This is a genomic window from Streptomyces sp. NPDC033180, assembly GCF_055577645.1.
In genome coordinates this window covers 71130-94595 of the sequence record NZ_JBVIPU010000006.1, presented here as the reverse complement: position 1 = coordinate 94595, position 23466 = coordinate 71130, and the positions used below count along the sequence as shown (strand labels likewise).

The window sequence follows — 23466 nt, the reverse complement described above, 5'->3', positions numbered from 1 at the left end:
CGGACGTCCGGCTCCGGGCCATCCCGTTTCTCCGCGGTCACCTGTTCGCCCACCGCTGAGGAGCGTTTCCTTATGCTTACCGATCTCGCCGCACCCTCGACCCGTCGTCGTACGGGGCCCCGGCACCTCCACGACGACGCTCCCGACACCGAGGCGGCTTTCGCGCACCTGGCCACCCTCGATGGCGGGCCCGAGTACGACCTGCTCTGCGAGGAGATCGTGACGGCCTGGCTGCCCATGGCGCACCGGCTGGCGAGCCGTTTCCGCAACAAGGGGGAGAACCTCGAAGACCTGCGGCAGGTTGCCGCGATGGGCCTGATCAAGGCGGTCAACCGGTACGAGCCCGAGCGCGGAGCCTTTGAGAGCTATGCCGTGCCCACCATCACCGGAGAACTGCGTCGGCACTTCCGCGACCGCATGTGGGACGTGCGGGTTCCCCGTCGCGTCCAGGACCTGCGCAACAAGGTCCGGGTCGCGCGCCGCGATCTCCTGGACCGGCCGGGCAGCGACGCCGAGCCCAGCATCGCGGACATCGCCGAGCAGGCGGAGCTGACCCAGGACGAGGTCCGCGAGGGGATGGAGGCCATGACGAGCTACAGCGCCCTTTCGCTGGACGCCGAAATCTCCTCCGACCCCGATGGATTCAGCCTGGCCGACACCCTCGGGGCAACCGATCCCGCGTACGACTGCATCACCGACCGGGAGGCCGCCAAGACCGGGCTGCGGCGGCTGCCGGAGCGTGAACGGACCATCCTGTATCTGCGCTTCTTCGAGGACATGACGCAGAGCAAGATCGCCGAGGAGCTCGGCATCTCACAGATGCACGTCTCGCGCCTCATCACCACCAGCTGCGCCCGCGTGCGCGCGGAGGCCGTCCGCGGAGAGGACGGCGTCGAGCACGCGCAGGCGGCGTGACCGCGGGTCGCACGTGAAGCGTGCGCTGCCCGCGCCGAGCCCCTGGGGCGCCAGGGCCGCCCCAGGGGCTCATGCACCTCAATGCAGCACCTTGATGACGGGATCGCAGTCGTCAGTGGTCAGCAGTCGTCAGCGGTAGGCAGCCGTCCGCAAGCCCCCGCCCGGGGTCGACCAGGCCGAGCACGCACCTTCTTACCGCCGCGTAGTATCGCGTGCCACGCTGCCTTGTGCTGCCGAGCCGTCAGGAGCCTCATGCCCACGCTTCTCCCTCGCCCGCCTCTCTCTCCAATCTCTCTGCTCTCTCAGTTCTCTCAGTTCTCTCAACTCTCTCCGCTTTGTTCGCGTGCCCACCTCCACCCCGGCCAAGGAGCCCAGCGATGACCCGCATCCAAGTCGGCTCCCTTGTCGAGGACTTCACCCTGCCCGACGAGACGGGCACGCCCACAGCCCTTTCGTCACTCCTGTCCGAAGGCCCGGTGGTGGTCTTCTTCTACCCGGCGGCGATGACCCCCGGCTGCACCGCGGAGGCGTGCCACTTCCGGGACCTGGCGGCCGAGTTCGCGGCGGTGGGCGCCAGGCCGGTGGGGATCAGCTCGGACGCCGTCGAGCGCCAGCGCGAGTTCGCGGGGCTGCACACGTTCGGGTTCCCGCTGCTGTCCGACCCGGAGGGCGTGGTGCGCGGACAGTTCGGCGTGGCGCGCGGCTTCGGCCCCCTGCCGACCAAGCGCGCAACCTTCGTCATAGGCCCCGACCGGCGTGTGCTCGAGGTGGTCCGCAGTGAGTTCCGGATGAGTGCCCACGCGGACCGGGCACTGGCGGCGCTGCGGTCGGCAGCCGCCGGTCGGAGCACAGGGCAGGATGATCCCGCCACCGGCGGCCCGTCATGATCAGCCACCGATAATCGCGGCGGCCGACCCCACTGGCACCCCGACCGACACATGCGATCCGCCGCACCGAGCCCGCGCGTGCCCCTTGCGACGGGTTCGGTGCGAAGAGCCGGGTGTCCTTGCCGGGTGTCTGTCACCATGTTCTCAACTGCACTCGCTGGTGCGGCGCGCGCCACGGGTATGCGCCGGCAGACTGCCCGACGGTTTGGACAGACCGCCGTGCTCGAACGGATTATCGATCCGGGCCGGAGCAGAATGTGCCGCGTCCAGCAGGGTAGGTGAGCAGAAACGGGGACGCGGGGACGAAGGTGGCGAGGAAATGGAGTCAGCCGGTAGTGGCGGCGAGGGGTCGTCGGCAGCTCATCCCATGGCTGTCGCCGTCCCCTTGAACGACGGGGACTCCTCCATCGCCGAAGCACGTCACCTCGCCCTCGACTTCCTCACCCGCGCCCAGGCGGACCAGGACGTGTCCGTCTCCGCCCGCGCGATGGATCTGACGCAGCTGGTGGTGAGCGAACTGGTCACCAACGCCCGGAAGTACGCCCCGGGGCCGATGCTGATGGAGCTGCGCATCGTGGACTCCACGGTGGCGGTGACCGTGCACGACAGCGCCCGCGCCCGACCCGTCGCCCGGTCCGAGGACCCGCACAGAATCGGCGGCCACGGCCTCGAGATCGTCAAGGCCGTCGCCCAGAACTTCCACGTCCAGCTCGAACCGGCCGGCAAACGCGTCACCGCGCACATCGCCCTGGCCGGTGAATCGGCCGCCGGCGAACGAACCGCCCCCGTCCAGGGAGCCGGCTCTCCCCGCAGCTCTCGCTGACCTCCTCCCGGCCCGGGCACTCGCCCGGTGGGCCGCAGGAGTGACACACGCGACGGCCGGGTACACGAGGCACCTCGTGGGCGAGTGAGCACGCTAGGTATCTGTACGAAGCCGCTCACCCCGAAGCGCTGAGCCCTCTGCCCCCTGCTGAGAAGGAGCCCGGACATGCCGGACAAGTCAACGGCAACGGACGTCGTCGAGCTGATCCTCGATGATCACCGACGGATGGAGGACCTGTTCCGCGACATGCGCAGCGTGGAGGCCGAACGGGCCGATGCCCTGCAGAAGTTCGCCGACCTGCTCATCGCGCACGCTCTCGCGGAAGAGGCCGAGGTCTACCCCGCCCTCAGGCGCTACCGGGACATCGACAACGACGAGGTCGAACACGGCGTCGAGGAACACGAGGAAGGCAACGAGGCACTGCTGGCCCTCCTCGAGGTCAGCGACGTCGGCTCCGACGACTGGGACGAGAAGCTGGAGAAGCTCGTCGAGGCGGTGACTCACCACACCGATGAGGAGGAGCGGACGATCCTCAACGGCGCACGCGAGAACGTGGCCATGGATCGCCGCGAGGAACTGGGCACCGCATTCACGAAGGAACGCGACAAACACCTCAAGGCGGGCTGCGGAAGCATCGAGAACGTCCGCCGCATCGTGAAGGACTGAGCAGGGACGGGCAGCTCCCTCCCTGTTGTCTCGTCATCCGGCCCGCCCTGTCCGACCACGGGCTGATCGGTTAGAAAGGAACTGATCAATGGGAGAGGTACGGGCCGTCCGCCGGCCCAGGCGCCTCCAGAGCTCTGCGGAGTTCCGCGGAGTTCCGCGGAGTTCCGCGGAGTTCCGCGGAGTTCCGCGGAGTTCTTGCGGAGAGCTCTGACCCCTCTGAGTTCTCGGAGTGCTCCGAAGTATCTCCCCGCCCCCGTCGACTCCCACCCAGAGGTAGTACGCACATGCCCGCCGCCGCAGCCCCCTGGCTGCTCCTCGCCGTCTTCTCCGGCACCCTGATATCCCTGCAAGCGCGTATTACCGGTGAGCTCGCCGCCGGGCTCGGCGGCGACGGGTTCGCAGCCGCGGTGATCTCGTTCGGCTCGGGGTTCGTGGTGCTGGCCCTCGGGCTCCTCGTACTCCGCAAGCCGCGCCGCGGGGTGGGCCTGGTGCTCGCGGACGTACGCAGCAGGCGGCTCAGGTGGTGGCAGGTGCTCGGCGGCTTCGGAGGAGCGGCCTTCCTGCTCGCCCAGGGGCTGACCGTCGGGGCGCTCGGGGTCGCACTTTTCACGGTCGCGATCGTCGCGGGCCAGGTCACGGGGGGCATGCTCTTCGACCGGATGGGGCTCGGGCCGGCCGGGCCGCAGCGCCCTACGCGCCGCAGGATCGTCGGTGCGGTGCTCGTACTCGCGGCCGTGGGCCTGTCGATTGCGGACAAACTGGGTGGCGGGTTCCCGTACGTGATGCTGTTGCTGCCCCTGGTGGCGGGCGTGTGCGTCAGCTGGCAGCAGGCGGTCAACGGGCATGTGAAGAACGCCGCCGGATCCGCGTACGCCGGGACGTTCTTCAACTTCGTCGCCGGTACCGGCGCGTTGAGTGTGATCTTCCTGGTGCATGCGGTGGCAGGCGGGGTTCCCGCCCGTCTGCCGACCGAGCCGTATCTCTATCTCGGCGGCCTGGTCGGCATCTCCTTCATCACTATCGCGGTGGCCACGGTCCAGAAGCTCGGCGTCCTGCTCCTCGGTCTGTGCACGATCACCGGCCAGTTGGTCGGTTCGATCGCCCTCGACCTGCTGCTCCCGCACGGCGACACCCACGTCACGACGGCCACCGTCGCGGGCGCCGCGCTCGCCCTGGCGGCGGTCGCGCTCGCGGCACTCCCGGGTACGCGGACGGGCCGGGTCGTCGCCTCCAGCAGCACGATGGGTACCGCGGAGCGGGCGGTCGGGCGCCGGTCGGCACGCCCGCGCTGATCTTCACGACGCGAGACCGTAGAGCCTCGCGCCGCGGGACATGCAAACGGTGCGGATGCCGGGCACGATTCCGCGCTCAGGCCCCCTAAGTCGGCTTCAGGTCTGTGTGCAGCAGGTCGTGGTCCGAGTACGAGGTGGATTCCACGCGGTGCCTGAGCGGGGCGAAGCCTCTCAGGAACACGTAATCGAACTTGGCTTGCCAGTCGGTGGTCGTCCTGCACGTGCCGACGGACGTGGGACGACACTGCGGGTCCGTGTCCGCGGCCAGCTCCCACACCCGGGTGAGTTCGGGAGCCTCCGGCGCGGCGTTGAAGTCGCCGAGAACGATCGCGCGGTTGTGCCGGGCGACTTCCGCGGCGAGTACGCCGACCTGCTCCGCTCGCACTGCTTCTTGCTGCCGTTGGGCGAGGTGCGTGTTGAAGACCCGGACGGACCGGCCGCCCACCGTCGTGGTGACCGCCATGTATCCACGGTCTTCGGATCCGCCGTCGGGGTACTCCACGTTCACACGGTCTGTCATCGGTGCCGCCGAGAGGACCGCCTGTCCAAACCCACCCGGGTCCCACGGCACTCCCCCGCAGCGACCCCAACTGCGCAGCACTGAACCGTACTCGACGTGGTAGACCAGCCCGTGCAGGTACTCCAGATACTCCCGGATCCTCTCGACGTCCCCCGCGCACGCCTCTTGCAGGCCGATGACCTGGGGCGCGTACGAGGCGATCTCCGCGGCCCGGTCGACGTCGCTCTCCTCGCAGGGGTTGCAGATGTTCCACGTCATGACCCGGTTCGGTACTACATCCCTGACGGCATCGACGGGCGGCGACCTGTCGAAGAGGGCGTCGCCCGGCGCACTGGGACCGACGAAAACCACGCAGGCCACAGTCAGGGCACCCGCGAGCCATCGCGTGCTCCTACCGAGCACCATCGCCTCCTCAGTGTGGACGCACAGGACATCTGGCATCTCCATGCACGAGGTTATGGGACGCGCTGATCAGCAACACCTGCTTCCGCACCATCACCAGCCCCTTGGGCGACCCGAACCGGTACTCGGCCCCGGCTGACAGGTTTCATCCTCGGCATCCGGCGAACTCGCCATCACGAGCCCCACGTGCTCGGCGGCTCAGAGCGTTCAAGCGCAGGGTCCGGCGACTCGGCCGGACGGAAAGCCTAGTGACAGGTGCACAGCCATGGCAGACGCGTACTTCACCACGGAGCAGTGCCCGAGCTGCGGCCGCCACACGGACGGCCTGTCCAACCGTTTCACCTGCACCATATGTGACACCGTCTGGACGTCCGGCGTCTCCGAATCGGTCGTCACCCAGGGGCCACTGCACGCGGCGATCCTCTGCCCACCCAATCGCACCTGACAGCCCGGACGCCGCCCGCCGCGGGCTACAGCAGCTTCTCCACGTTGTCGCCGAATGCCTGGTCGCGGCTGTCACCCGCTCAGACAGCCCCACAATCCGACGCGTCCAGCACCGATCCAGCACAGTCTGGTCGGGCCCGTTCCCTGGCCTGAGCCGCATCACTTTGGTACGCATCCACCTCCACGCGACGAGCTGGACGCTGCCGTCGACACTGGCCTCAGACTTCTTACCGCCGATCCCACCCTCGGATCGGTTCGCCTCATCCACCAACTCGCGGACCTGCGCAAACCACTGATCCCGCCCCGTCGCTATCCCCCAGTACGAGACCGCCTGGAGCGATTCGACGATGCGAAACGGGCCAGAATGCTGTTGCTCGCCGACATGATCACGCCGCCCGGGAAAGGTACTGCTTCATGAGGCCCACCCCTGCAGACCCCGTCGCCTGGAACGCCTACCTCGCCGAAGGAAACGCCACCCAGGCCCGTAAGCGAGTCGCGCCGACGTCGTGGTGCGGGACAAGGACGGTCGGATTCTCCTGGTACCTACAAGCCCGGGTGGGACCTGCCCGGAGGCATGGTCGAAGTCGACGAATCCCCTGACGACGCAGCACGTCGGGAGCTCAAGGAAGAACTGGGCCTCGGCATCCGGCCGTTGCGGTTGCTCGTCATCGACTGGGTGGCTCCGCACGGCCCGTGAGACGATCAGCTCGCGCTCACGTTCGATGGGGGAACCCTCGACGAGGACCAGGCCGCCAGCCTGCGGCCACACGATCAAGAGCTCTCCGAGCTGAGATTCGCTCCGGCGGCAGAGGCTGTGGCGGCGCTGCGGGAGCGGTTGCAGCACAGGCTCGAAGCTGCGTTGGACGCACTCTCCGACGGAGTACCCCGGTACCTGCACGATGGAGCCGCCATCGCGTAGCACCCGCCTCCGGAATACGCACTGCAGGCAGATTCGGCCACAGCAACCGAGGCCGGCACCTGTACCCGCCACGGCCCCCGCGATTTGCACCTTCCAGGACAACATCTCGTCGGCCCGGTACATATGCGGCGGCACATCACTCCTACCAGCGCAACTGCGGCCGCCGATCTACGCATTACCTATAGCGGCAGGTCCCCTGCGTGGCGCACGCCATGGCACAGATCACGCCATCTCGCCCCAACTACGTTGCGGCTGCAACGCCTCATGGGACAGGATGTTCGATACACTACGGGGCGTGAGTGGCGCATGTGGATGCCGTGACGGCAGACCCGCCCACAGCGCACCACACAATTGGGGATATACGGGGGTGGGTTCGTGAAGTTCGACATGGGAGACACGACTCTCGCGGTGCTGGGGAAGAACACCGTGGGGTCCAGTGACGATCTCGGGACGCTGATCGGCCTGCTGGTCCAGGCGGCCGAGCCGCTGGAGGGCAAGTTCAACGGGGCTGGCAAGGCGACCTTCGACGCGTTCAAGTTGCGGGCGGATGAGATCACTTCGGATCTGAACGGGGCGCTCTCCTCGATCCTGGGCGGACAGGCGGGCATGGACACGGCGTTCGGCTCCGGTGACCAGGAGCAGTCCGACAACGCCCACCAGAACATGGGCGCGGCCAACTTCGACAGCGCCCGCTTCTCGGGCTGAGCCCGAGTCGGCCGACTCGCACACCACGACACTTCACCACGCAGGGGGAACTTCGCCATGGCCGGAAACCAGGACCGCCGCTCCTACGACACCGGGGCCTCGGCCGATGTGCAGGGCGGGCTGCAGATCATCATCGGTCAGTTGGAGCGGGTGCTCGGCGACCGCGACCGCGCGGTGAAGGCCGCGATGGCCGACTACCAGGCCGACGGTGTGTCAGACGACTACCACGGCAAGGAAGTCCGCTGGAACAAGGCGGCCAACGAGGTGCGGGAAATCATCCGCCTCGTGCGCACCACGCTGGAGCAGAACGACGGCACCGCGCAGTCGACGCTCGCGCGAGCGCGCGCCGCGGTCGACAACATCGGCTGAACGACCGGCCGCTGCGGTGTGGGCTGGCGCGGATACGGGGTCACGAGGCTGAAGTAGGGGGTTGGCATGCCGAAATGGGATATCGAGCCGGGCGGGGTGAATCTCGTCCTGTCGCACGTGAACGACGTACTGGGTGCTCTGGATCGGCACGTCGGCGGGTACGGCGAGGACTTGGGGGGCGCCGCGAAGTGGTCCGGCGCCTTGGTATCGGGGGATGCCGGCGGCGGGGGCCAGAGTCCGGTCGGAGGTCTGGTCGCCTCGGCGCTCGTCGAGTTCGCCGAAGGCACCGCCGAGGAAGTGGAGTTCATCGGCGCGCGGGCCGGACAGTCGGTCAACGGCGCGATGCTGGCCACCGCTGCCTACGAGGCGGGCGACCTGGAGATCGCGGCCGAGCTACAGCGCTCCGCGGCAAGTGTGGTCGATCCGGTCCTGGAGCGGCCCACACCCCTCACGCGGGGTTCGCTGTGATCACTGCACAGGATGTCCCCCACTTCACCGGTGATCTGGAGCAGTTGGAGCAGCACGCCTCCGGGCTGCGGACCCATGCCGGCGCCCTGCGTCAGGCGGGTGGTGTGGTGCACAACAAGTTCCAGGGACTTGGGGCCTTCTACCGGGCGCCCGAGGCGGAGGAGCTTTTCGCCTCCACGGCGCCGGTGCGGGATCGAGCGGACCTGTTCGCCTCGAAGATCGAGACGGTCGCCGGGGCGCTGGACGACTACGCCGGCGCCGTCAGGCCCATCATCGCCCGCCTGGACCGTCTGCGGACTCGGGTGGCCGACTTCGCGGCAGGTCTGAAGAACGACAGCGGCGAGATCGACGACGAGTGGACCCAGGACCAGGACAAGATCGACCAGCACACGGCTCTATGGGACGAGGTCGGCCAGGCCCAGGCCGACTTCACGGCCGCCGAGACCGCCGCCAACAACAAGATCACGGCCCTGGTGGACGGCACCCAGTACGTGCCGCAGGGCTACGAGGGCACCTTGGTCCCACGCGGTGCGCAGGTCTACGGCTACACCGCCGACGCGCTCAAGCACGCCGACAAGTTGCCCTGGGGCACCCCGGAGGCCCTGACCTACGACAAGTTCGACCTCTCCCACCATGTGGGGGAGGTCAGCGGCAGCATCAAGGACAACATCGTCGGGACCGTCACCGGGTTCGTGGACCTCTTCAGCCCCGGAGCGGACGGCGACGCGGCCCGCAAGGGTCTTGGCATGACGGTGCTCGGCCTGGAGTCCTACCTCTTCGACCCGCTCAACAAGCAAGACTCGCCCTGGAAGAAGCAAGTCGCCGAGGGCCGCCCGTACACCAAGGCCTTCGGCAAGGCCCTGGTCGGCTGGGACGACTGGGCCGACCGCCCGGGCAAGGCCACAGGCACCGTCATCTTCAACGGCCTGACCATCGCCTCGGGACCCCTGGCCGCCGTCTCCAAGCTGGCCAAGGGCGGCGCCGTCGCCAAAACCGCCGGCACCCTCGCCAAGGTCGGCGAGGCCATCGACCCCCTCAGCGCGGCGGCCAAGACCATCGGCGCCACCACCCGAGCCGCACCCAAGATCGCAGACGTCACCGCCCGCGCCCGCGCCGGATTCGGCAACGCGCCCGGCACCGGATCCGTCAGCACCGTGTGGAGGTTCGCCCCACGCTCTGAACTCCACGTCGGGAGCGGTGACTTGGCCATCATCAAGGACGGTGTCCGCGACACCACGCCGCCCCCTGTCGAACTCTCCGCCGACGAACGCGCCCCCTCCGTCGCCGCGAGCCGGGACCACCAGAACGTCATTCAGAGACCCGCCGAGATACCAAAGGAAGGCGCGGCCGCCGAACGAGCAAACGCGGGGGCGGAGGCGCTGCCGCAACGAGGGCCTGTCCTGGTCGGCGTGCATGCTGGTGATGATGCGACAGCAGCCCTCGGCCGGGACGGGAACGTTCCGCCGCGTAGCTCGCCTCTTCAAGGACCAGAAGCTGCCGCCCATACCGGAGAGGGTGTGGGCGGGGCTGCCGGGCGGGCCGGGGACGATATAGGTGGAGTGGGCCGCGGTGTCTCGGGTGACACCGCATCACACCTCCCCCCTGGCACACCAGGCGGTTTCACCCACGGCCCCTCAGGCAGCCATGAGCTCCCCGGCTCGGGTAGTCACAGCCCAGGCCCAGGTAGTGGCGATCACGCGCCGGGCGGCACCGTCAACCACGACGGCGCCTCCGTCCGGGAGCACCCAACCACCGGTCACGGCGCAGGTTCTGCCGGTAGTCATGGTGACGGTGTGGTCGGAGGCGACGGGCTCGGCGCGAGAGGGCAGGCAGGCACCTCCGATGGTCTGTCGGAAATCGATCCGAGCAGGTACAGCAGACCGCATAACGAGATGCCCCATGAGCCCACCGAACCACTGAAGCCGGAGCAGGAGGCTCGTCTCCTTGCTGAGCTCAGTCACGCGAAAATGAAACCGCTTGATCAGGAAGCTGTCCTCCGCAGCCTCCGCAAGGATCCCTATGGTGCCAGTGTTGCTGAACTCATCAACCGTGGGCACCTTCGGGGTACAGAGAATTACAACAAGATTCTCGATATGTGCAAGCAAGGGCCCAGCCGCAGCAGCCCCGACAGCATGGTTCCTGCTGCTCACATGGCCCTGGTTCACGCCACCGAACTGCAGGGCCGGGGGCTCACACGCCTCGGGTTCGAGTTCGGGGAGCCCACGGATCTGTGGGACCTCGACGTGTACACGCGAAATGCTGACGGTGAGATCGACTACGCTTACCAGCTGAAGAATGTAGCCAGCAAGAAGAAGCTGATCAAGAACGCCGAAAGTGCAATAGAGCAGCTGCGGTACGAGCACATGAACCAAGGCGTCGCTATCCTGGACGTGCACCATCCTATGTCGATCCTGCGCCCAGGAGCGTTCAAGGCCATCGAGGAAGCAGCGATGGATGGCGGCGCGACCGTACTGCTGCGCTTCGAGGATGGCGCGATCAAGATTCCGGCTGACGGCCCAATTTACCCTTGAGAGAAGTTCATGTCGACACTCATGCGCGCAAAGAAGGAATGCGGATCCTGGTTTTGGGATCTGGATGAGACCGCGCCTTCCGGTCTTGACTCTGCATTGAGCGTCGCAGCAAGAATGGTCGAGGTGCTCGATCAGTTCGAGCTGCTTGCGCCGAGCAGTCTGGAATGCATGTGGCTCGTCCCTGGGAAAGGGTTTACAGGGGTGATGAGCACGGTCTTCATTCGAAATATGACAGAGCAAGAAATATCGCAAAAGCTCTCTGGTAGCCGTCCCGTAGCTTTCTCCGAGGCGAAGATCCGAGACTTCAAGGTCATCGGTAGTGGAGTCTGGTACGACGCTGACGGGCGCCCCCGAAAGGAGCCCCGCCTCGTGGATTTGTCTGTCACAACTTCCTCCTACGGTCCGACCGCAACCGTTTCGGTTCACCACGATATTTGGAGCTGGTTCAACTTCTCTGGCCGTCCGCATCCGGAGGTACAGAGAAGGAATGCCCCTCGGCTTGCCGACGCGCTGCGCGAACTCAATTCCGCACTCGGCATGGAAGCCGAGACAGGTGAGCCAACGTATTTCGGGCATGCCGTCGACTTCGGCATCAGTACGCCGGACGCTGATGAGAGTGGGCTGGGGCCGGACCTGACGGACAAGCTGTAACAGCCATGAGCTGGATGCTCCCCCCGAGGCGCCGTGCGGGGCCAGGCGGCCCACCAGCCGTGCAAGGCGTATGCCGCGCTCCTCAAGGCCCTCGGGGCGCGTGTCATCGGTTGAGCCTGCCGTTCCAGAGTGGCGAAGGTAGCAACCGGGGTGTAGGAACAACTCGCACCTCAGCCCAGTTGTCAATGTCCATCCTCAGGACCAGGCGTGCCCGCCCCCCCCCAATGGCGCGCGGGACCACTTCGCGACCCCTGAGCAGCTCATGCAGTCAAGGCAACCGCCCAGCAGGCCGTGCCCCAAGAAACTAAGAAGGAACCATGTCATCTCCCTGTCCACTTGCAGAGGCCTGTGAGTCCATCTGATGGCAGCTCAGGATTACGACAGTCAACTCTTGGAGTCGGTGTCGGTTCGACGCCGACGGTTGCGCGATGCCCTTCTGTTCGGATCGCAGCGGCAGCGGAGGTCCGTTGATGAGCGATTGGGGAAAGTGGTCGCCGGAATGGTAGTCGCGGCGATCTTGTGTGCCGGATGCGTGGGATGGTCGTTCGTCTCACACCGACTCATTGGGAAAAGTCCCTACGAGTCGCCGGTGCCCGCTTCCCCCAATTCCCGAGCTTCTTCCTCACCTTCGCATTCCATAACCCCTTCCTCTCGATGATAGGTTCGAACGCGTGATATCTGCGGGGCCGTTGAGCCGCACGAGCGGTACGAGTCGTACGGCCTTGAGCCGGGTCACTCTGGTGGGAGAGCGGCGGCGGGTGGACCTCGTTCTTCCCTCTCAGGAGCCAGTTGGGCTGCTGCTTCCGGAAGTGTTGCGGCTGCTCGATGATCAGGCTGCCGGCCGGCCCTTGTTGCGGCATCTGGTCACCGCGGACGGCTCGGCCCTCGCACACGACAGCACGCTGGAATCCGCCGGGATAGCGGACGGCGCCGTGCTGCGGCTCGTGCGGGCCGAGGACGCGCCCTCCGCGCCCGTCGTGCATGACGTTACCGATGAGGCTGCCGATGATTTGGATGTGCGGGCCTGGCGGTGGCGGCCCGCAAGTCGGCGGGCGGTGGCCGGGTCGGCCACCGTGGCGTGGGCTCTCGTCGCCGGAGTGTTGGCACGCGGCGAGTTCGAGTTGGTGGACGTGGGCAACGCCCTAGTGGGCGTTGCCGTTCTGGTCGGTATCGCCGGGATCGTGCTGGGGCGCATGAAGCGGCGGGCGCTCTCCGCCACACTGGTCATCTGCGCCGGGGCCCTGGGGGCGCTCGGGGCCTGGACGTTGGCCGACGCCCATGTCTGGTCCGGCGCCGCGCGGCTGGCAGGGGTGACCCTGGCAGCGATGCTGGTGCTGCTCTTCCTGGGGTGTTTCTCCCCGTTGGGGCGGGGCGGTCTGATCGGAGCCGCGGCCATGCTCGGCTGCCTGATCCTGTGGGAAACGTCCGTTGCGTTGCAGGACGGGGCGCTGACGGCTACCGGGCAGGCTCGGATGGGCTCCTTGCTTGCCGTGGTGTCGGTGGTGGTGCTCGGTGTGCTGCCGCGGATCGCGCTCATGGCGTCGGGGTTGTCGGGGCTTGATGACCGGCGCTCGGGCGGATCGTCGGTGAGTCGATATCGGGTGGGTACCGCGCTGACCGCCACCCACCGTGGACTGTCCGTCGCCACCGTCGTGTTGGCCGTCTCGGCGGCCGGGGCGGGCGTGATGGCGCTCGCAGCGCCGACCGTGTGGACCGTGCTCCTCGCCGTGGTTACCGCGGTGGTGCTGGCACTGCGGGCGCGGGCCTTTCCGCTGGTCGCCGAGGTGGTGGCGTTGTTCGCCGCGGCAGCGGTCGTCGTCGTCGCGCTGGTCGGCGTCTGGCAGGAGCGGTCGTCCGGCGGTGGGCCGCTGGCCTTGCTGGCCGGACTCGCGCTGGCACCCCTGGTGGTGCTCGCGGCGCAGCCCGCCGAGCATGTGCGGGTGCGGCTTCGCCGTGTCGGCGACGTCCTGGAGTCGGTGGGCGTCATCGCCCTGTTGCCCCTGGTCATCGGGGTGTTCGGTGTGTACGGGCGACTGCTCGACACCTTCGCGTAGGGGCGCGGCATGGCTCAGGAAGATGACTGGCAGCGGAACGTACTGAGGGATCTGGGCGCGAGCACCGGCTCGGCGGTCGAGCCGGCTGTCGCTCTCCGCAGGGCGGACAGTGACGCACCCGCGGACTCAAGACCGGCTCCTCAGCCGACGGCCCCGCCCCGTCCCGTACACAACAGAACGCGTGATCCTCGTGTCCCGATGCCCACCCCTGAGTCCGTGCCCACGGTCGATCCGCGCCTGGCCCGCGCCCTGGGCAGCCCGCAGCACGGTGACTCCGCCGCGCGGCGCACAGGTCGTACGCTGCGGAAGCTCACCGCGTCGGCAGGGCAGGAGGTCGCCGAGCAGACCCAGCTCGCCCGCGAGGTGCAGCAGCCGGTCACCACCGGGCGGGTCGTCGCAGTGACCTCCATCCGCGGTGGCGTCGGCAAGTCCACCGTCTCCGCCCTCCTTGCCCGGACCTTCAACCACTACCGACACGACCCCGTGCTCGCCCTGGAAGCCGATGCCGCGCTCGGCACCCTGCCGGTGCGCCTGGGCGCGGAGTCCGTGCGCTGGGCCTGCGCCGATCTGGCCCAGATCCTCAGCCCGGCCATGCAACTCACCGACGTCACCGGCTACCTGGTGCCGGTCACGGACGGTGGCTGGCTGCTGCCCGCTAGCCAGGGACGTGTCGGCGCCCCGCTCGATGTACCCACCTACCGCACCGTCACCCTCGCGCTGCGCCGCTACTTCGCGGTGTCGGTGGTCGACTGCGAGACGCTGCCCGGCGATGTGGCGCGGACCGCGATGGACACCGCCCACGCCCGCGTAGTGGTCGCCCCGATGACTGCCGAGGGCGTCAACGGCACCCGTCTGGTCCTGGACTGGCTGGCCCAACTACCGCACTCGGCCCTGGCCACCACCGTGGTCGCGCTGTCGGCCAACTCCCCTGATACGACGCTCGACTTGAAGACGGCCGCCGCGCACCTGCGGGAGACGGGAGCTGCCGTAGTACCGCTCCCCTACGACCGTCATCTGGCCCAAGGAGGCCCCATCCACACCGGCATGCTCAGCCAGAGCTCCCGCGACGCCGCCGTCCGACTGGCCGCCGAGGCGATGGGGCGGGCGGTGCGGGTGCGATGACCAACCGCCTCATACACCGCCCGGCCCGCTCCACCCGGCCTCTCCCCGCTGCCCCGGAACGCACCATCGAGCCGCCCCCGAACCTGCCCGAGGGCAAGATGGGCAACGCGGCCACCGCGCTGCTGCCGATGGCCGGTGTCATGGGCTCGGTCGTCATGATGACGGTCATCCGCAACAGCCAGTTCGCTGCCATCGGCGCGATCGTCCTGGTCTTCGCCTTGCTGGGCGCGGTCGCCCTGTTCCTGTCCCAGCGCGGCAAGGCCCAGCGCACCCGGCGTACGCAGCGCGAGCGGTATCTGGAGTACGTGGAGGAGCAGCGCGAGGAACTCGGGGCCGCCGAGCGGGGGTTGCGGATGCAGGCACGCGTCCTCAATCCGCCCCCGGCGGCGTTGTACGACCTCGTGCGTGACCCGGCCCGGTTGTGGGAGAGGCGCCGCCTCGACGCGGACTTCCTGCGCGTGCGGCTCGGCACGGGCGACGTCCCCGTACACGCCCTGACGATCGGCCAGAACCAGGGCAGCGGCGTGCTGACCCCGCCCGACCCCTTCATGCTGAACGAAGCGCGCGCGCTGCAGCACCGGTTCACCACCGCGACCGACTTCCCGCTGGTGGCACCGCTCGATCGGGCAGGCAACGTCAGCATCATCGGTGACCGGGACGGTGTCCTGCGCGTCGCCCGTGCCCTGCTGATCCAGACCGCGGTGACGCACGCCCCTGACGACGTCGCCATCGCTCTCGGCGTGCCCGGCGGGCGTCTGGAGGAGTGGGAGTGGGCGAAGTGGCTGCCCCACATCCTCGATGCCCAGCAGGACGACGGGCCGGTCGCCGCCCGGCGCATCGCACCGAGCGTGGAGCAGCTCGCCCGGCAGTGCGCCCCGGACCTGCGGCGCCGCTCGTCCTACGCCGCGGAAGTACGCCGCGGCCTGTCCGACCGCAACGCGCTGCGGATGAACGACCGCCTCCTGGTCGTCAGCGACTGCCACGGAGACACGGCCACCGAACTCCCCCGCCCCGACTCGGCTACCGACCTCACGGGTATGGGCGTGACCGTGCTGCATCTGCTCGAACAGCAGGTACACGAACCAGATCAGGTGAGCGTGCGGATCACTGTCGACGGCGACCAGGTGAGCGTCGAAGACCTGCGTGTCCCCGACGCGCGGCCCGGCCACGGCACCGCGGATGAGGTGAGCATCGCGGGGGCCGAAGGCCTGGCCCGCATGCTCGCCCCCCTGCGCCTGTCCGCCGAGTCCGCCGCCGAGGGCACCCCCATCTCCGGCCCCGTCGACTTCCCCACCCTGCTGGGCATCGACGATCCGGCCGCCCTCGACCTCGACCAGCTGTGGGCGCCTCGCAGCGAGCGCGACTTCCTGCGCGTTCCCATCGGGCTCAACGACCGCCACGAACCCGTCCTGTTGGACCTCAAGGAGTCCTCCGAACTGGGCATGGGCCCGCACGGCCTGTGCGTGGGCGCGACCGGCTCCGGCAAGAGCGAACTGCTACGCACCCTGGTCCTGGCGCTGGCCGCCACCCATTCCCCCGAAGACCTCGCGCTGGTCCTGGTCGACTACAAGGGCGGCGCCACCTTCGCCCCCTTCACCGGGCTCCCGCACGTCGCCGGCGTCATCACCAACCTGGAGAACCAGGCCGGGCTCGTCGAACGCGTCCACACCAGCCTGGCCGGGGAGGTCAAGCGCCGCCAGCAGGTTCTCAAGGACGCCGGGAACGTCGCCGACATCGGCCACTACGCCGCCCTGCGCGCCAAACAGCCCGAACTGGAAGCCCTGCCCCACCTGTTCGTCGTCATCGACGAATTCGGCGAACTCCTCACCGCCAAACCCGACTTCATCGACCTGTTCCTGTCCATCGGCCGCATTGGCCGTTCCATCGGCGTGCACCTGCTGCTCTCCAGCCAGCGCATCGAATCCGGCAAACTCAAGGGCCTGGAGACCTACCTCTCCTACCGGCTCGGCCTGCGCACCTTCTCCGCCGACGAGTCACGCACCGTCCTGGACACCGTGGACGCCTTCCAGCTACCGCCGCTGCCGGGCTTCGGCTACCTCAAGGTCGACACATCGACATACGAACGCTTCAAGGCGGGCTACGTCTCCGGCGCCCACCGCGGCCCCACCCACCACGACCAGGCCACTGAAGAGCCCCTCGCCTGGGCCTATCCCACCTTCAACTCCGGCCAGAACCCCACCACCGGTACGCCGGAAGAACCCGCCATGCGGGAGCGGGAGACCGGCCCGACCGTCCTGACGGCCATGGTCGACCAACTGTGCGCCTCCGCCCCGCCCGTACGCCGCATCTGGCTGCCCCCGCTGCCCGCCGCGATCGCGCTCGATGCCGCCGCCGGGCCCGTACAAGCCTCTGAGCGCGGCCTGCACCTGGGCACCGCCGCAGGCGCCATGCAGATACCGCTGGGCGTCCTTGACGACCCGGCCAAGCAGGGACAGATGCCTTGGATCCTGGATCTGACCGTCGCCGGCGGACACGCCGCTGTCATCGGCGGCCCGCAGTCCGGCAAGACCACCCTGCTCCGCACCCTGACCCTCTCCCTGGCCCTGACCCACACCCCACACCAGGCCGCCGTCTACGGCCTGGACCTGGTCGGCGGCGGGCTCTCCGCGCTCTCCGGTATGCCGCACGTCGGCGGCATCGCGGGACGCGCCGATCACGAGCGCGCCGCCCGCACGGTCGCCGAGGTCCGCGCCCAACTCGCCCTACGCGAAGAGCTCTTCCGCGAGCACGGCATCGACTCCATCGACCAACTGCGCCACCTGCGCGCCCAAGGACGGCTGACCGAACTCGGCTCCACCGACATCGTGCTGCTCATCGACGGATTCGGCGCCCTGCGCGACGAGTTCGGCGAACTCGACGACACGATCGCCGACCTCCTCAAACGCGGCAGCGGCTACGGCATCCACATCGTGGCGGGCATGCTGCGCTGGAACGACGTACGCATCGCCACCCAGTCCATGTTCGGCACGCGTGTCGAACTTCGCCTCAACGACCCCTCCGACTCCAGCGTCGACCGCAAACTGTCCGAAACGCTGACCGCCGACACCCCCGGTCGAGTCCTGACCGACGCCAAACTCTTCGCCCACACCGCCCTGCCCCGCATCGACGGCCAACCCACCACCAGCGACCTGGGCCCCGCCCTGGAACGCGCCGCCCGCACCCTGCGCGCCAGCTGGAACGGCGAACTCGCTGCCCCCGTAAGGGTGTTGCCCACCGCCCTGCCCGCCGCCAAACTGCCCTCGCCCACCGCCGAGCCCTCACGCATCCCCCTCGGCCTCGACCAGGACAACCTGGCTCCCGCCCTCCTGGACCTGACCGGACCGGACCAGCACCTGCTGATCCTGGGCGACAACGAATGCGGCAAGACCAACCTGCTCAAACTCATCACCGGCCAGCTCATCGACCGCCACAGCGACAAAGAACTCGTCTTCGGCGTCTTCGACCCCCGCCGCGGCCTGCGCGGCGTCGTCCCCGAGCCCTACCGCGGCGGATACGCCCACAACGCCAAACTCGCCACCGCCCTGGCCACCGGCATCGCGGGGGAACTGGAAAAGCGCCTGCCGGAGACCGCCGACCCGGACGCAATCACCGACGCCCCTGCCTTCACCGGCCCGCGCATCGTCATCCTCGTCGACGACTACGACATCCTCACCACCGCAGGCCAACAACCCCTGGCCCCCTTCCTGCCCTACATCTCCTCCGCCCCGGACATCGGCCTGCACTTCATCGTCACCCGCCGCGTCGCAGGCGCCTCCCGCGCCCTGTACGAACCCTTCCTCACCACCCTGCGCGAAACCGGCACCACCGCCCTCCTCATGACCGGCGACCGCACCGAAGGCCAGCTCTTCCCCGGCCTCTACGCCTCCACCCAACCCCCCGGCCGAGGCACCCTCGTCCGCCGAGGCCGGCGCCACCAGCTCATTCAGACCGCCCTGGCCACCGAGGCCGACCACACCGCGGAGAACAAACACCCGTGACCAAGGACGTCATCGCCCTCACCCCCAAGATGCCCGACATCAACACACTGCTCGCCGGACTCTTCGCCGGCGGCCCCGACCTGGGCATCAACTCCCTGGCCGACGGTGCGGTCGTCCAGCTCTGCACCCCGACCGGCCGCCCCCTGGTCTCCGTCGAAGCACCCCTACTCATCCAGGTCCCCGACGAGGCACAGCGCCTGCTCGGAGCCGAAGTCACTTCCCCCGACGGGGTGTTCTGGTGGACCGAAGCGCGCGCCTCCACCACCGTCGAGGAGGGCGAACGGCTCGCCGGTTCCTTCGCCGGCCGCCTAGCAGCCGTCCTGGGCGGCACAGTCTGGCCACCGGAAGCGGCCCACACCGACGTCGTCCTGCTCACCCCCGAGACCGCCACGGCCGCACCGGCACCCGAAGCGACACCGCCGGCCGTAGACGTCCTCACAGACAAGGCCGCGGTCGTCATCCAGGACCGCCCCGTCGTTGCAATGACCAGCTGGCTCGCCGACGCCCTGCGCACCGCCGCCGCCGACGACCGCGCCCTGCAGATCGTCACCCCGCCCCAAACCAGCCTCACCCTCCCCACCCGCAACGCACTGCACGGCCACCCCAACCGCTGGGTCGTCCAAGACCCCGACTGCGGCTACTACGACGGCCTGTCCGGTGCCGAACTCCACTGGCACGAAGGCCACTTCACGCCAGAGAAGCCCACGGACGGAAGCCCCCGGATCGCGGAGGCCTTCAAACCCGGTCCCACCCCCGACACCCCTGATGCTCCGCGCGAACGCCAACTACTCCTCTCCCTCCACACCACCCACCCCGCCGACGAACACCTCCTGCTCGGCGGCGCCCTGGAAGCGGCGTGGCAGTCCCTCACCGGCGCACCACCGGCCGGCTGGTCTACGGCGGAACCCATCGCCCTTCCCTGGTCCCGACGCCAGCTGACCGAACTGGCCCGCACCCGCGCGCAGAAGAACGTGCCCACCTGGCTGACCACCATCGGCACCCCGGGCCGCCCGGCCATCGCCACCACCCACATCACCCACACCACGGCAGGCATCGAGGAACGCGTCACCCTCACCCTCGGCTACGCCCCCGACGAAGCCCCGCCCCTGGACGCCATCGCGCCGCTGGCCGAGACCCTCGCCACGGACCACGGCATGGCATCCATGCTCACGTCGCTCCGCACCGCCCGCCGAGACCTCACCATCCCGCCCCGCTTCGAAGCCCCACCCCTCCCCTTCTCCTTCACCCTGGGCTCAGACGCCGTGAACGACATCGGCCTCACCCACGCCCAACACCCGCCCCAGGGCCCCGGCCCCAGCCGCCTCGGCCCCACTGCACGGCCGGCACTCCACTACGTCCTGGGCGACGGCACCGACCCGAACTCCTGGACCACCCTCCAGCACCTCACCCAGCACCTCAAGGCCACCCCAGGATCGACCAGGTCACCCCGGTGAACCAGGACCAACAGGGAACGCCGAACCACCCCAGTCATCATCTACGTAGAGAGCGGACCATGCCGGAGGAATCCCCTCTGATCCAGAGCCTGCGCACAGCCGTCGCGGCGGCCCCCAACGACGTGCCGCTGCGCGTACACCTCGCAGAAGTGCTACTGGACGCCGGACACCACGACGCGGCGATCACAGAAGCCGCTGTCGCACTGCAACACGCGCCGGCCGATCCGCAGGTACGCAGCCTCATGACCCGCACCATGGGCGCACCTGCCCCGCAGACCCCGGCGCCGCCCTCCCGGCCTCAGGACGGCTTCGACTGGGGGGCTGCTGAGGAGGAGGTCGGCGACCTCCTCCCGCCCCGGTTCCTCGAGAGCACAGCGTCCCAGGCCGAGGCGCCGCTGGCCGCCGACGGCAGCGGCGACCCTGGCGATGCCACAGCCTGGGACGTGGCCACACCCGGCACCGTGCGGCTCGCCGACGTCGGCGGCATGCAGGAAGTAAAGGAACGCCTCGAAGCCGCCTTCCTGGCCCCGATGCGCAACCCTGAACTGCGCAAGCTCTACGGCAAGAGCCTGCGCGGCGGACTGCTCCTCTACGGCCCGCCCGGCTGCGGCAAGACCTTCATCGCCCGCGCCATCGCCGGGGAGCTCGGCGCGAACTTCCTGTCCGTATCGGTCAACGACGTACTCGACATGTGGATCGGCAACTCCGAACGCAACATGCACGAGGTCTTCGAGACCGCCCGCCGCCAAGCACCCTGCGTCGTCTTCCTCGACGAGCTGGACGCCCTGGGCGCCAAGCGCAGCCGCACTGCCCACAGCGGCATGCGCAACACCGTCAACCAACTCCTCACCGAGCTGGACGGCATCAGCTCCGCCGCCAACGAAGGCGTCTTCGTCCTCGCCGCCACCAACGTCCCCTGGGACGTCGACATCGCCCTACGCCGCCCCGGCCGCCTCGACCGCACCCTCTTGGTCCTGCCGCCCGATGGCCCGGCCCGCGAGACGATCCTCCGCTACCACCTCAGCCAACGCCCCGTTGCGGGGATCGACTTGCGCAAACTCGCCAAAGCCACAGATGGCCTGTCCGGTGCCGACCTCGCCCACCTCTGCGAGGCAGCAGCCGAAAGCGCTCTGCTCGACTCTGCCCGAACCGGCACCGTCCGCATGATCAGCATGAAGGACCTACTCAACGCAGCCGCCACGATCAGGCCCTCGACCGAACCGTGGTTCGCCACCGCCCGCAACGTCGCCATGTTCGCCAACGAGGGCGGCACCTACGACGACCTCGTCGCCTATCTGAAGAAGAGGCGCAAACTGTGACCACCGTGCACCCGACCGTCGAACGGGCCGGCGCGCTCATCACTCTCAACCGGTACGACGACGCCCAAACACTCCTGGGCCGACACCTGACCGAACACCCCGACGACACCGACGCCTGGATCGACCTCTCCCTGTGCCACACACGCTCCGAACAACCGGAGAAGGGTCTAGAAGCCGCCGACAAAGCCCTCACCCTCAACCCCGAGAACGTGTACGCGCTCAGGATGCGCGCCCACGCACTGCGGGGGATCGGCAGCCGGTGGCAGGAGGCCGAAGTATCCCTGCGCGAAGTGATCCGCCTCGCCCCCGACGACTGGCACGGATACGCCTATCTCGCCGACCTCATCTACCGCATCCGCCTCACGCAGTACGGCCAGTCCCAGCCCAGCCAGGTCATACACATCGACAAAGTGCCGCCGCAGGTCTTCGAGGAGTCGGCCGCCCTGGTCAAGGAGGCCATACGCCTGGGCCCCGACGAGGTCTACCCCTACGAAGTCGCCTTCCTCATCGCCTACATCGCAGGCAACGAGACGGTTGCCGAACAGATGAACCGTGCCATCCTCCAGATCAATCCCACCCACCCCGACGCCCTGGCCCGGCAGACCAAGCACCAGGCGAGTGCACCTGGCATCAAGGCGGCACACGCCGCCGCCCTGTACGCGGATGCTCTCGCGGCTGCCCCGAACTCAGAGCTGATGCAGGAGGGCCTCGACCACGCCTCCTACCGCCTGCTCCGCGGCATCCGCTGGCTCGCCCTGCTCTGCCTGGCCTTCGCCGCTGTCCAGCTCGACCTCCTCGTCGCCGCGGATGAGGTACCAAGAGAGCTACCAGTTCCGCTCGGCCAGCGCCTGTGGTTCCTCGTACCCACCGCCGCGATCTGGGCCGTGGGCGCCCTGCTGCGCTACCGCCGCCTACGCTCCGGTATCCGGGTCAACATCCACTCCGTGATCCGTCGGCGTAGATGGCCTCGCATTGCCCTTGCCCAGGCCACGTGGGCCATGCTCTGCACACTGCTGATCACACAGCCCCCATGGACAGAACGAGAGGCGCCACAACTTCTCGTCTGGGCAGGGCTGTTGCCGACTCTCGCCACGGTTTGGTTCGACCGACGAAAGACCGGGTGATACCGGAGCCAGAACAGCATGACTGCCTGGAGAGAACGTGGTCTCGACTTCGGCACCTAGTGCGGCGATGGACAGGGGCTCGGCAACGTAGTGACTCCTCGGGCACAGGCGGGGAGCCTCAGAGGATGCGTCGCCGATCCAGTACATCGTCGCCAAGTGGCCCACCGAGTACGACACATGGGTGTGCTCCACCAGTTTCGGTTGCGATGTCGTGCCCGACGTGAAGTACAGCATCAGCGGGTCGTCGGCCTCCGTGGGGGCCGTCCGGCTCGAAGTCTTGCGCGGCCGATGCCGTGTCCGCGTACGCCAGCCAGCCCTCGCTCGGGGAACCGGAGCCCTCCCCGACCACAATCCTTGGGTACGAGCCGGGAACGCCCTCGAACTTCCCTACGTCCTCCCCGCGCGTGATCACAAATGCCGAGCCCTGCCCGAGCGTGGTCCCTAAGCGCGGCCGGTCCTCATGCCGCGAGCCGCATTAGAAACGGAATGCCCTCTGATCTTGGTGCCTTGAACGCAGCATCCGTTCAGGTGCCACATCTCCGTCTAAGAAGCAGCGCGTCAGTAGGCGTGCCGAGATATCGCTTTTCGGCAGCCAGTTGCTTGACGTGCTGCGCAGCCCATCCTGATCGAGGGCCGTGCGGAACACGGTGACGTCGCACCGCACCTTCGACGTCCTTGCCGCATCCCGGTAGACCTAGGAACGTGGAGGATCCCGAACCAGGGCCAGATCTGCGGCCTGTGTTCACGGCCCGGGCTCGGGCATAGGTGTTGCGCGCCCATATCGTGAGCAGACGGAGAGGAAG

At 68.4% G+C, this 23466-nt stretch carries 19 protein-coding genes and 2 pseudogenes; 19 read left to right on the top strand and 2 right to left on the bottom strand.

Annotated features, from left to right (window positions below; genetic code table 11):
* Positions 1-72: 72 nt before the first annotated feature.
* From ACZ5WE_RS18940 to ACZ5WE_RS18920, 5 genes are all read left to right on the top strand, one after another.
* Positions 73-915, top strand: a complete 843-nt coding sequence (locus tag ACZ5WE_RS18940) for a SigB/SigF/SigG family RNA polymerase sigma factor (RefSeq protein ID WP_467694678.1) — start codon at positions 73-75, stop codon at positions 913-915.
* Between the two features lie 377 nt (positions 916-1292).
* On the top strand, positions 1293-1802 hold the full coding sequence (locus ACZ5WE_RS18935; RefSeq protein WP_467694680.1) for a peroxiredoxin: 510 nt from the start codon (positions 1293-1295) through the stop codon (positions 1800-1802).
* Between the two features lie 319 nt (positions 1803-2121).
* Positions 2122-2625: an ATP-binding protein gene (locus tag ACZ5WE_RS18930; protein ID WP_467694682.1), complete on the top strand. Its 504-nt coding sequence runs from the start codon at positions 2122-2124 to the stop codon at positions 2623-2625.
* A gap of 165 nt (positions 2626-2790) precedes the next feature.
* Positions 2791-3291 carry a hemerythrin domain-containing protein gene (locus ACZ5WE_RS18925; protein ID WP_467694684.1) on the top strand — a complete coding sequence of 167 codons (501 nt, stop codon included), beginning with the start codon at positions 2791-2793 and terminating at the stop codon, positions 3289-3291.
* Between the two features lie 284 nt (positions 3292-3575).
* A complete protein-coding gene (locus tag ACZ5WE_RS18920) occupies positions 3576-4583 on the top strand; it encodes a DMT family transporter (protein ID WP_467694685.1) in 1008 nt (335 codons plus the stop codon).
* Between the two features lie 85 nt (positions 4584-4668).
* On the opposite strand, the gene ACZ5WE_RS18915 is transcribed toward ACZ5WE_RS18920, so the two are convergent.
* Positions 4669-5550 (bottom strand): endonuclease/exonuclease/phosphatase family protein, encoded by an 882-nt coding sequence (locus ACZ5WE_RS18915; protein ID WP_467694687.1) that lies wholly within the window; start codon positions 5548-5550, stop codon positions 4669-4671.
* A gap of 220 nt (positions 5551-5770) precedes the next feature.
* On the opposite strand from ACZ5WE_RS18915, the gene ACZ5WE_RS18910 reads away from it, so the two are divergent.
* From ACZ5WE_RS18910 to ACZ5WE_RS18845, 14 genes and pseudogenes are all read left to right on the top strand, one after another.
* On the top strand, positions 5771-5950 hold the full coding sequence (locus tag ACZ5WE_RS18910) for a hypothetical protein (protein WP_467694689.1): 180 nt from the start codon (positions 5771-5773) through the stop codon (positions 5948-5950).
* 413 nt (positions 5951-6363) lie between these two features.
* Positions 6364-6868 (top strand): annotated as a pseudogene (locus ACZ5WE_RS18905) (NUDIX domain-containing protein).
* A gap of 375 nt (positions 6869-7243) precedes the next feature.
* Entirely contained in the window at positions 7244-7573 is a 330-nt protein-coding gene (locus ACZ5WE_RS18900; RefSeq protein ID WP_467694691.1) for a hypothetical protein, read from the top strand.
* 57 nt (positions 7574-7630) lie between these two features.
* Entirely contained in the window at positions 7631-7942 is a 312-nt protein-coding gene (locus ACZ5WE_RS18895) for a pore-forming ESAT-6 family protein (RefSeq protein WP_361461276.1), read from the top strand.
* A gap of 66 nt (positions 7943-8008) precedes the next feature.
* Positions 8009-8410 carry a DUF6507 family protein gene (locus tag ACZ5WE_RS18890; RefSeq protein ID WP_467694693.1) on the top strand — a complete coding sequence of 134 codons (402 nt, stop codon included), beginning with the start codon at positions 8009-8011 and terminating at the stop codon, positions 8408-8410.
* Between the two features lie 44 nt (positions 8411-8454).
* On the top strand, positions 8455-10941 hold the full coding sequence (locus ACZ5WE_RS18885) for a hypothetical protein (protein WP_467694695.1): 2487 nt from the start codon (positions 8455-8457) through the stop codon (positions 10939-10941).
* 9 nt (positions 10942-10950) lie between these two features.
* On the top strand, positions 10951-11592 hold the full coding sequence (locus ACZ5WE_RS18880) for a hypothetical protein (protein ID WP_467694697.1): 642 nt from the start codon (positions 10951-10953) through the stop codon (positions 11590-11592).
* A gap of 361 nt (positions 11593-11953) precedes the next feature.
* Positions 11954-12250, top strand: coding sequence for a hypothetical protein (locus ACZ5WE_RS18875; protein ID WP_467694699.1), 297 nt, complete (start codon positions 11954-11956; stop codon positions 12248-12250).
* 31 nt (positions 12251-12281) lie between these two features.
* Positions 12282-13646, top strand: coding sequence for a type VII secretion integral membrane protein EccD (eccD, locus tag ACZ5WE_RS18870; RefSeq protein WP_467694823.1), 1365 nt, complete (start codon positions 12282-12284; stop codon positions 13644-13646).
* Positions 13647-13655: 9 nt separating this feature from the next.
* Positions 13656-14768, top strand: a complete 1113-nt coding sequence (locus ACZ5WE_RS18865; protein ID WP_467694700.1) for a type VII secretion protein — start codon at positions 13656-13658, stop codon at positions 14766-14768.
* A complete protein-coding gene (gene eccCa / locus ACZ5WE_RS18860) occupies positions 14765-18766 on the top strand; it encodes a type VII secretion protein EccCa (RefSeq protein ID WP_467694702.1) in 4002 nt (1333 codons plus the stop codon). The genes ACZ5WE_RS18865 and eccCa overlap by 4 nt, the downstream gene beginning before the upstream one ends.
* Entirely contained in the window at positions 18763-20220 is a 1458-nt protein-coding gene (locus ACZ5WE_RS18855) for a DUF6177 family protein (RefSeq protein ID WP_467694704.1), read from the top strand. The genes eccCa and ACZ5WE_RS18855 overlap by 4 nt, the downstream gene beginning before the upstream one ends.
* Before the next feature lie 59 nt (positions 20221-20279).
* On the top strand, positions 20280-21539 hold the full coding sequence (locus tag ACZ5WE_RS18850) for an ATP-binding protein (protein WP_467694705.1): 1260 nt from the start codon (positions 20280-20282) through the stop codon (positions 21537-21539).
* Positions 21536-22663, top strand: a complete 1128-nt coding sequence (locus tag ACZ5WE_RS18845) for a tetratricopeptide repeat protein (protein WP_467694707.1) — start codon at positions 21536-21538, stop codon at positions 22661-22663. Before ACZ5WE_RS18850 ends, ACZ5WE_RS18845 begins: the two co-directional genes overlap by 4 nt.
* Before the next feature lie 132 nt (positions 22664-22795).
* Here the strand turns inward: ACZ5WE_RS18845 and ACZ5WE_RS18840 are convergent.
* A pseudogene (locus ACZ5WE_RS18840) lies at positions 22796-23121 on the bottom strand (AMP-binding protein); the annotation flags it as partial.
* Positions 23122-23466: the final 345 nt, after the last annotated feature.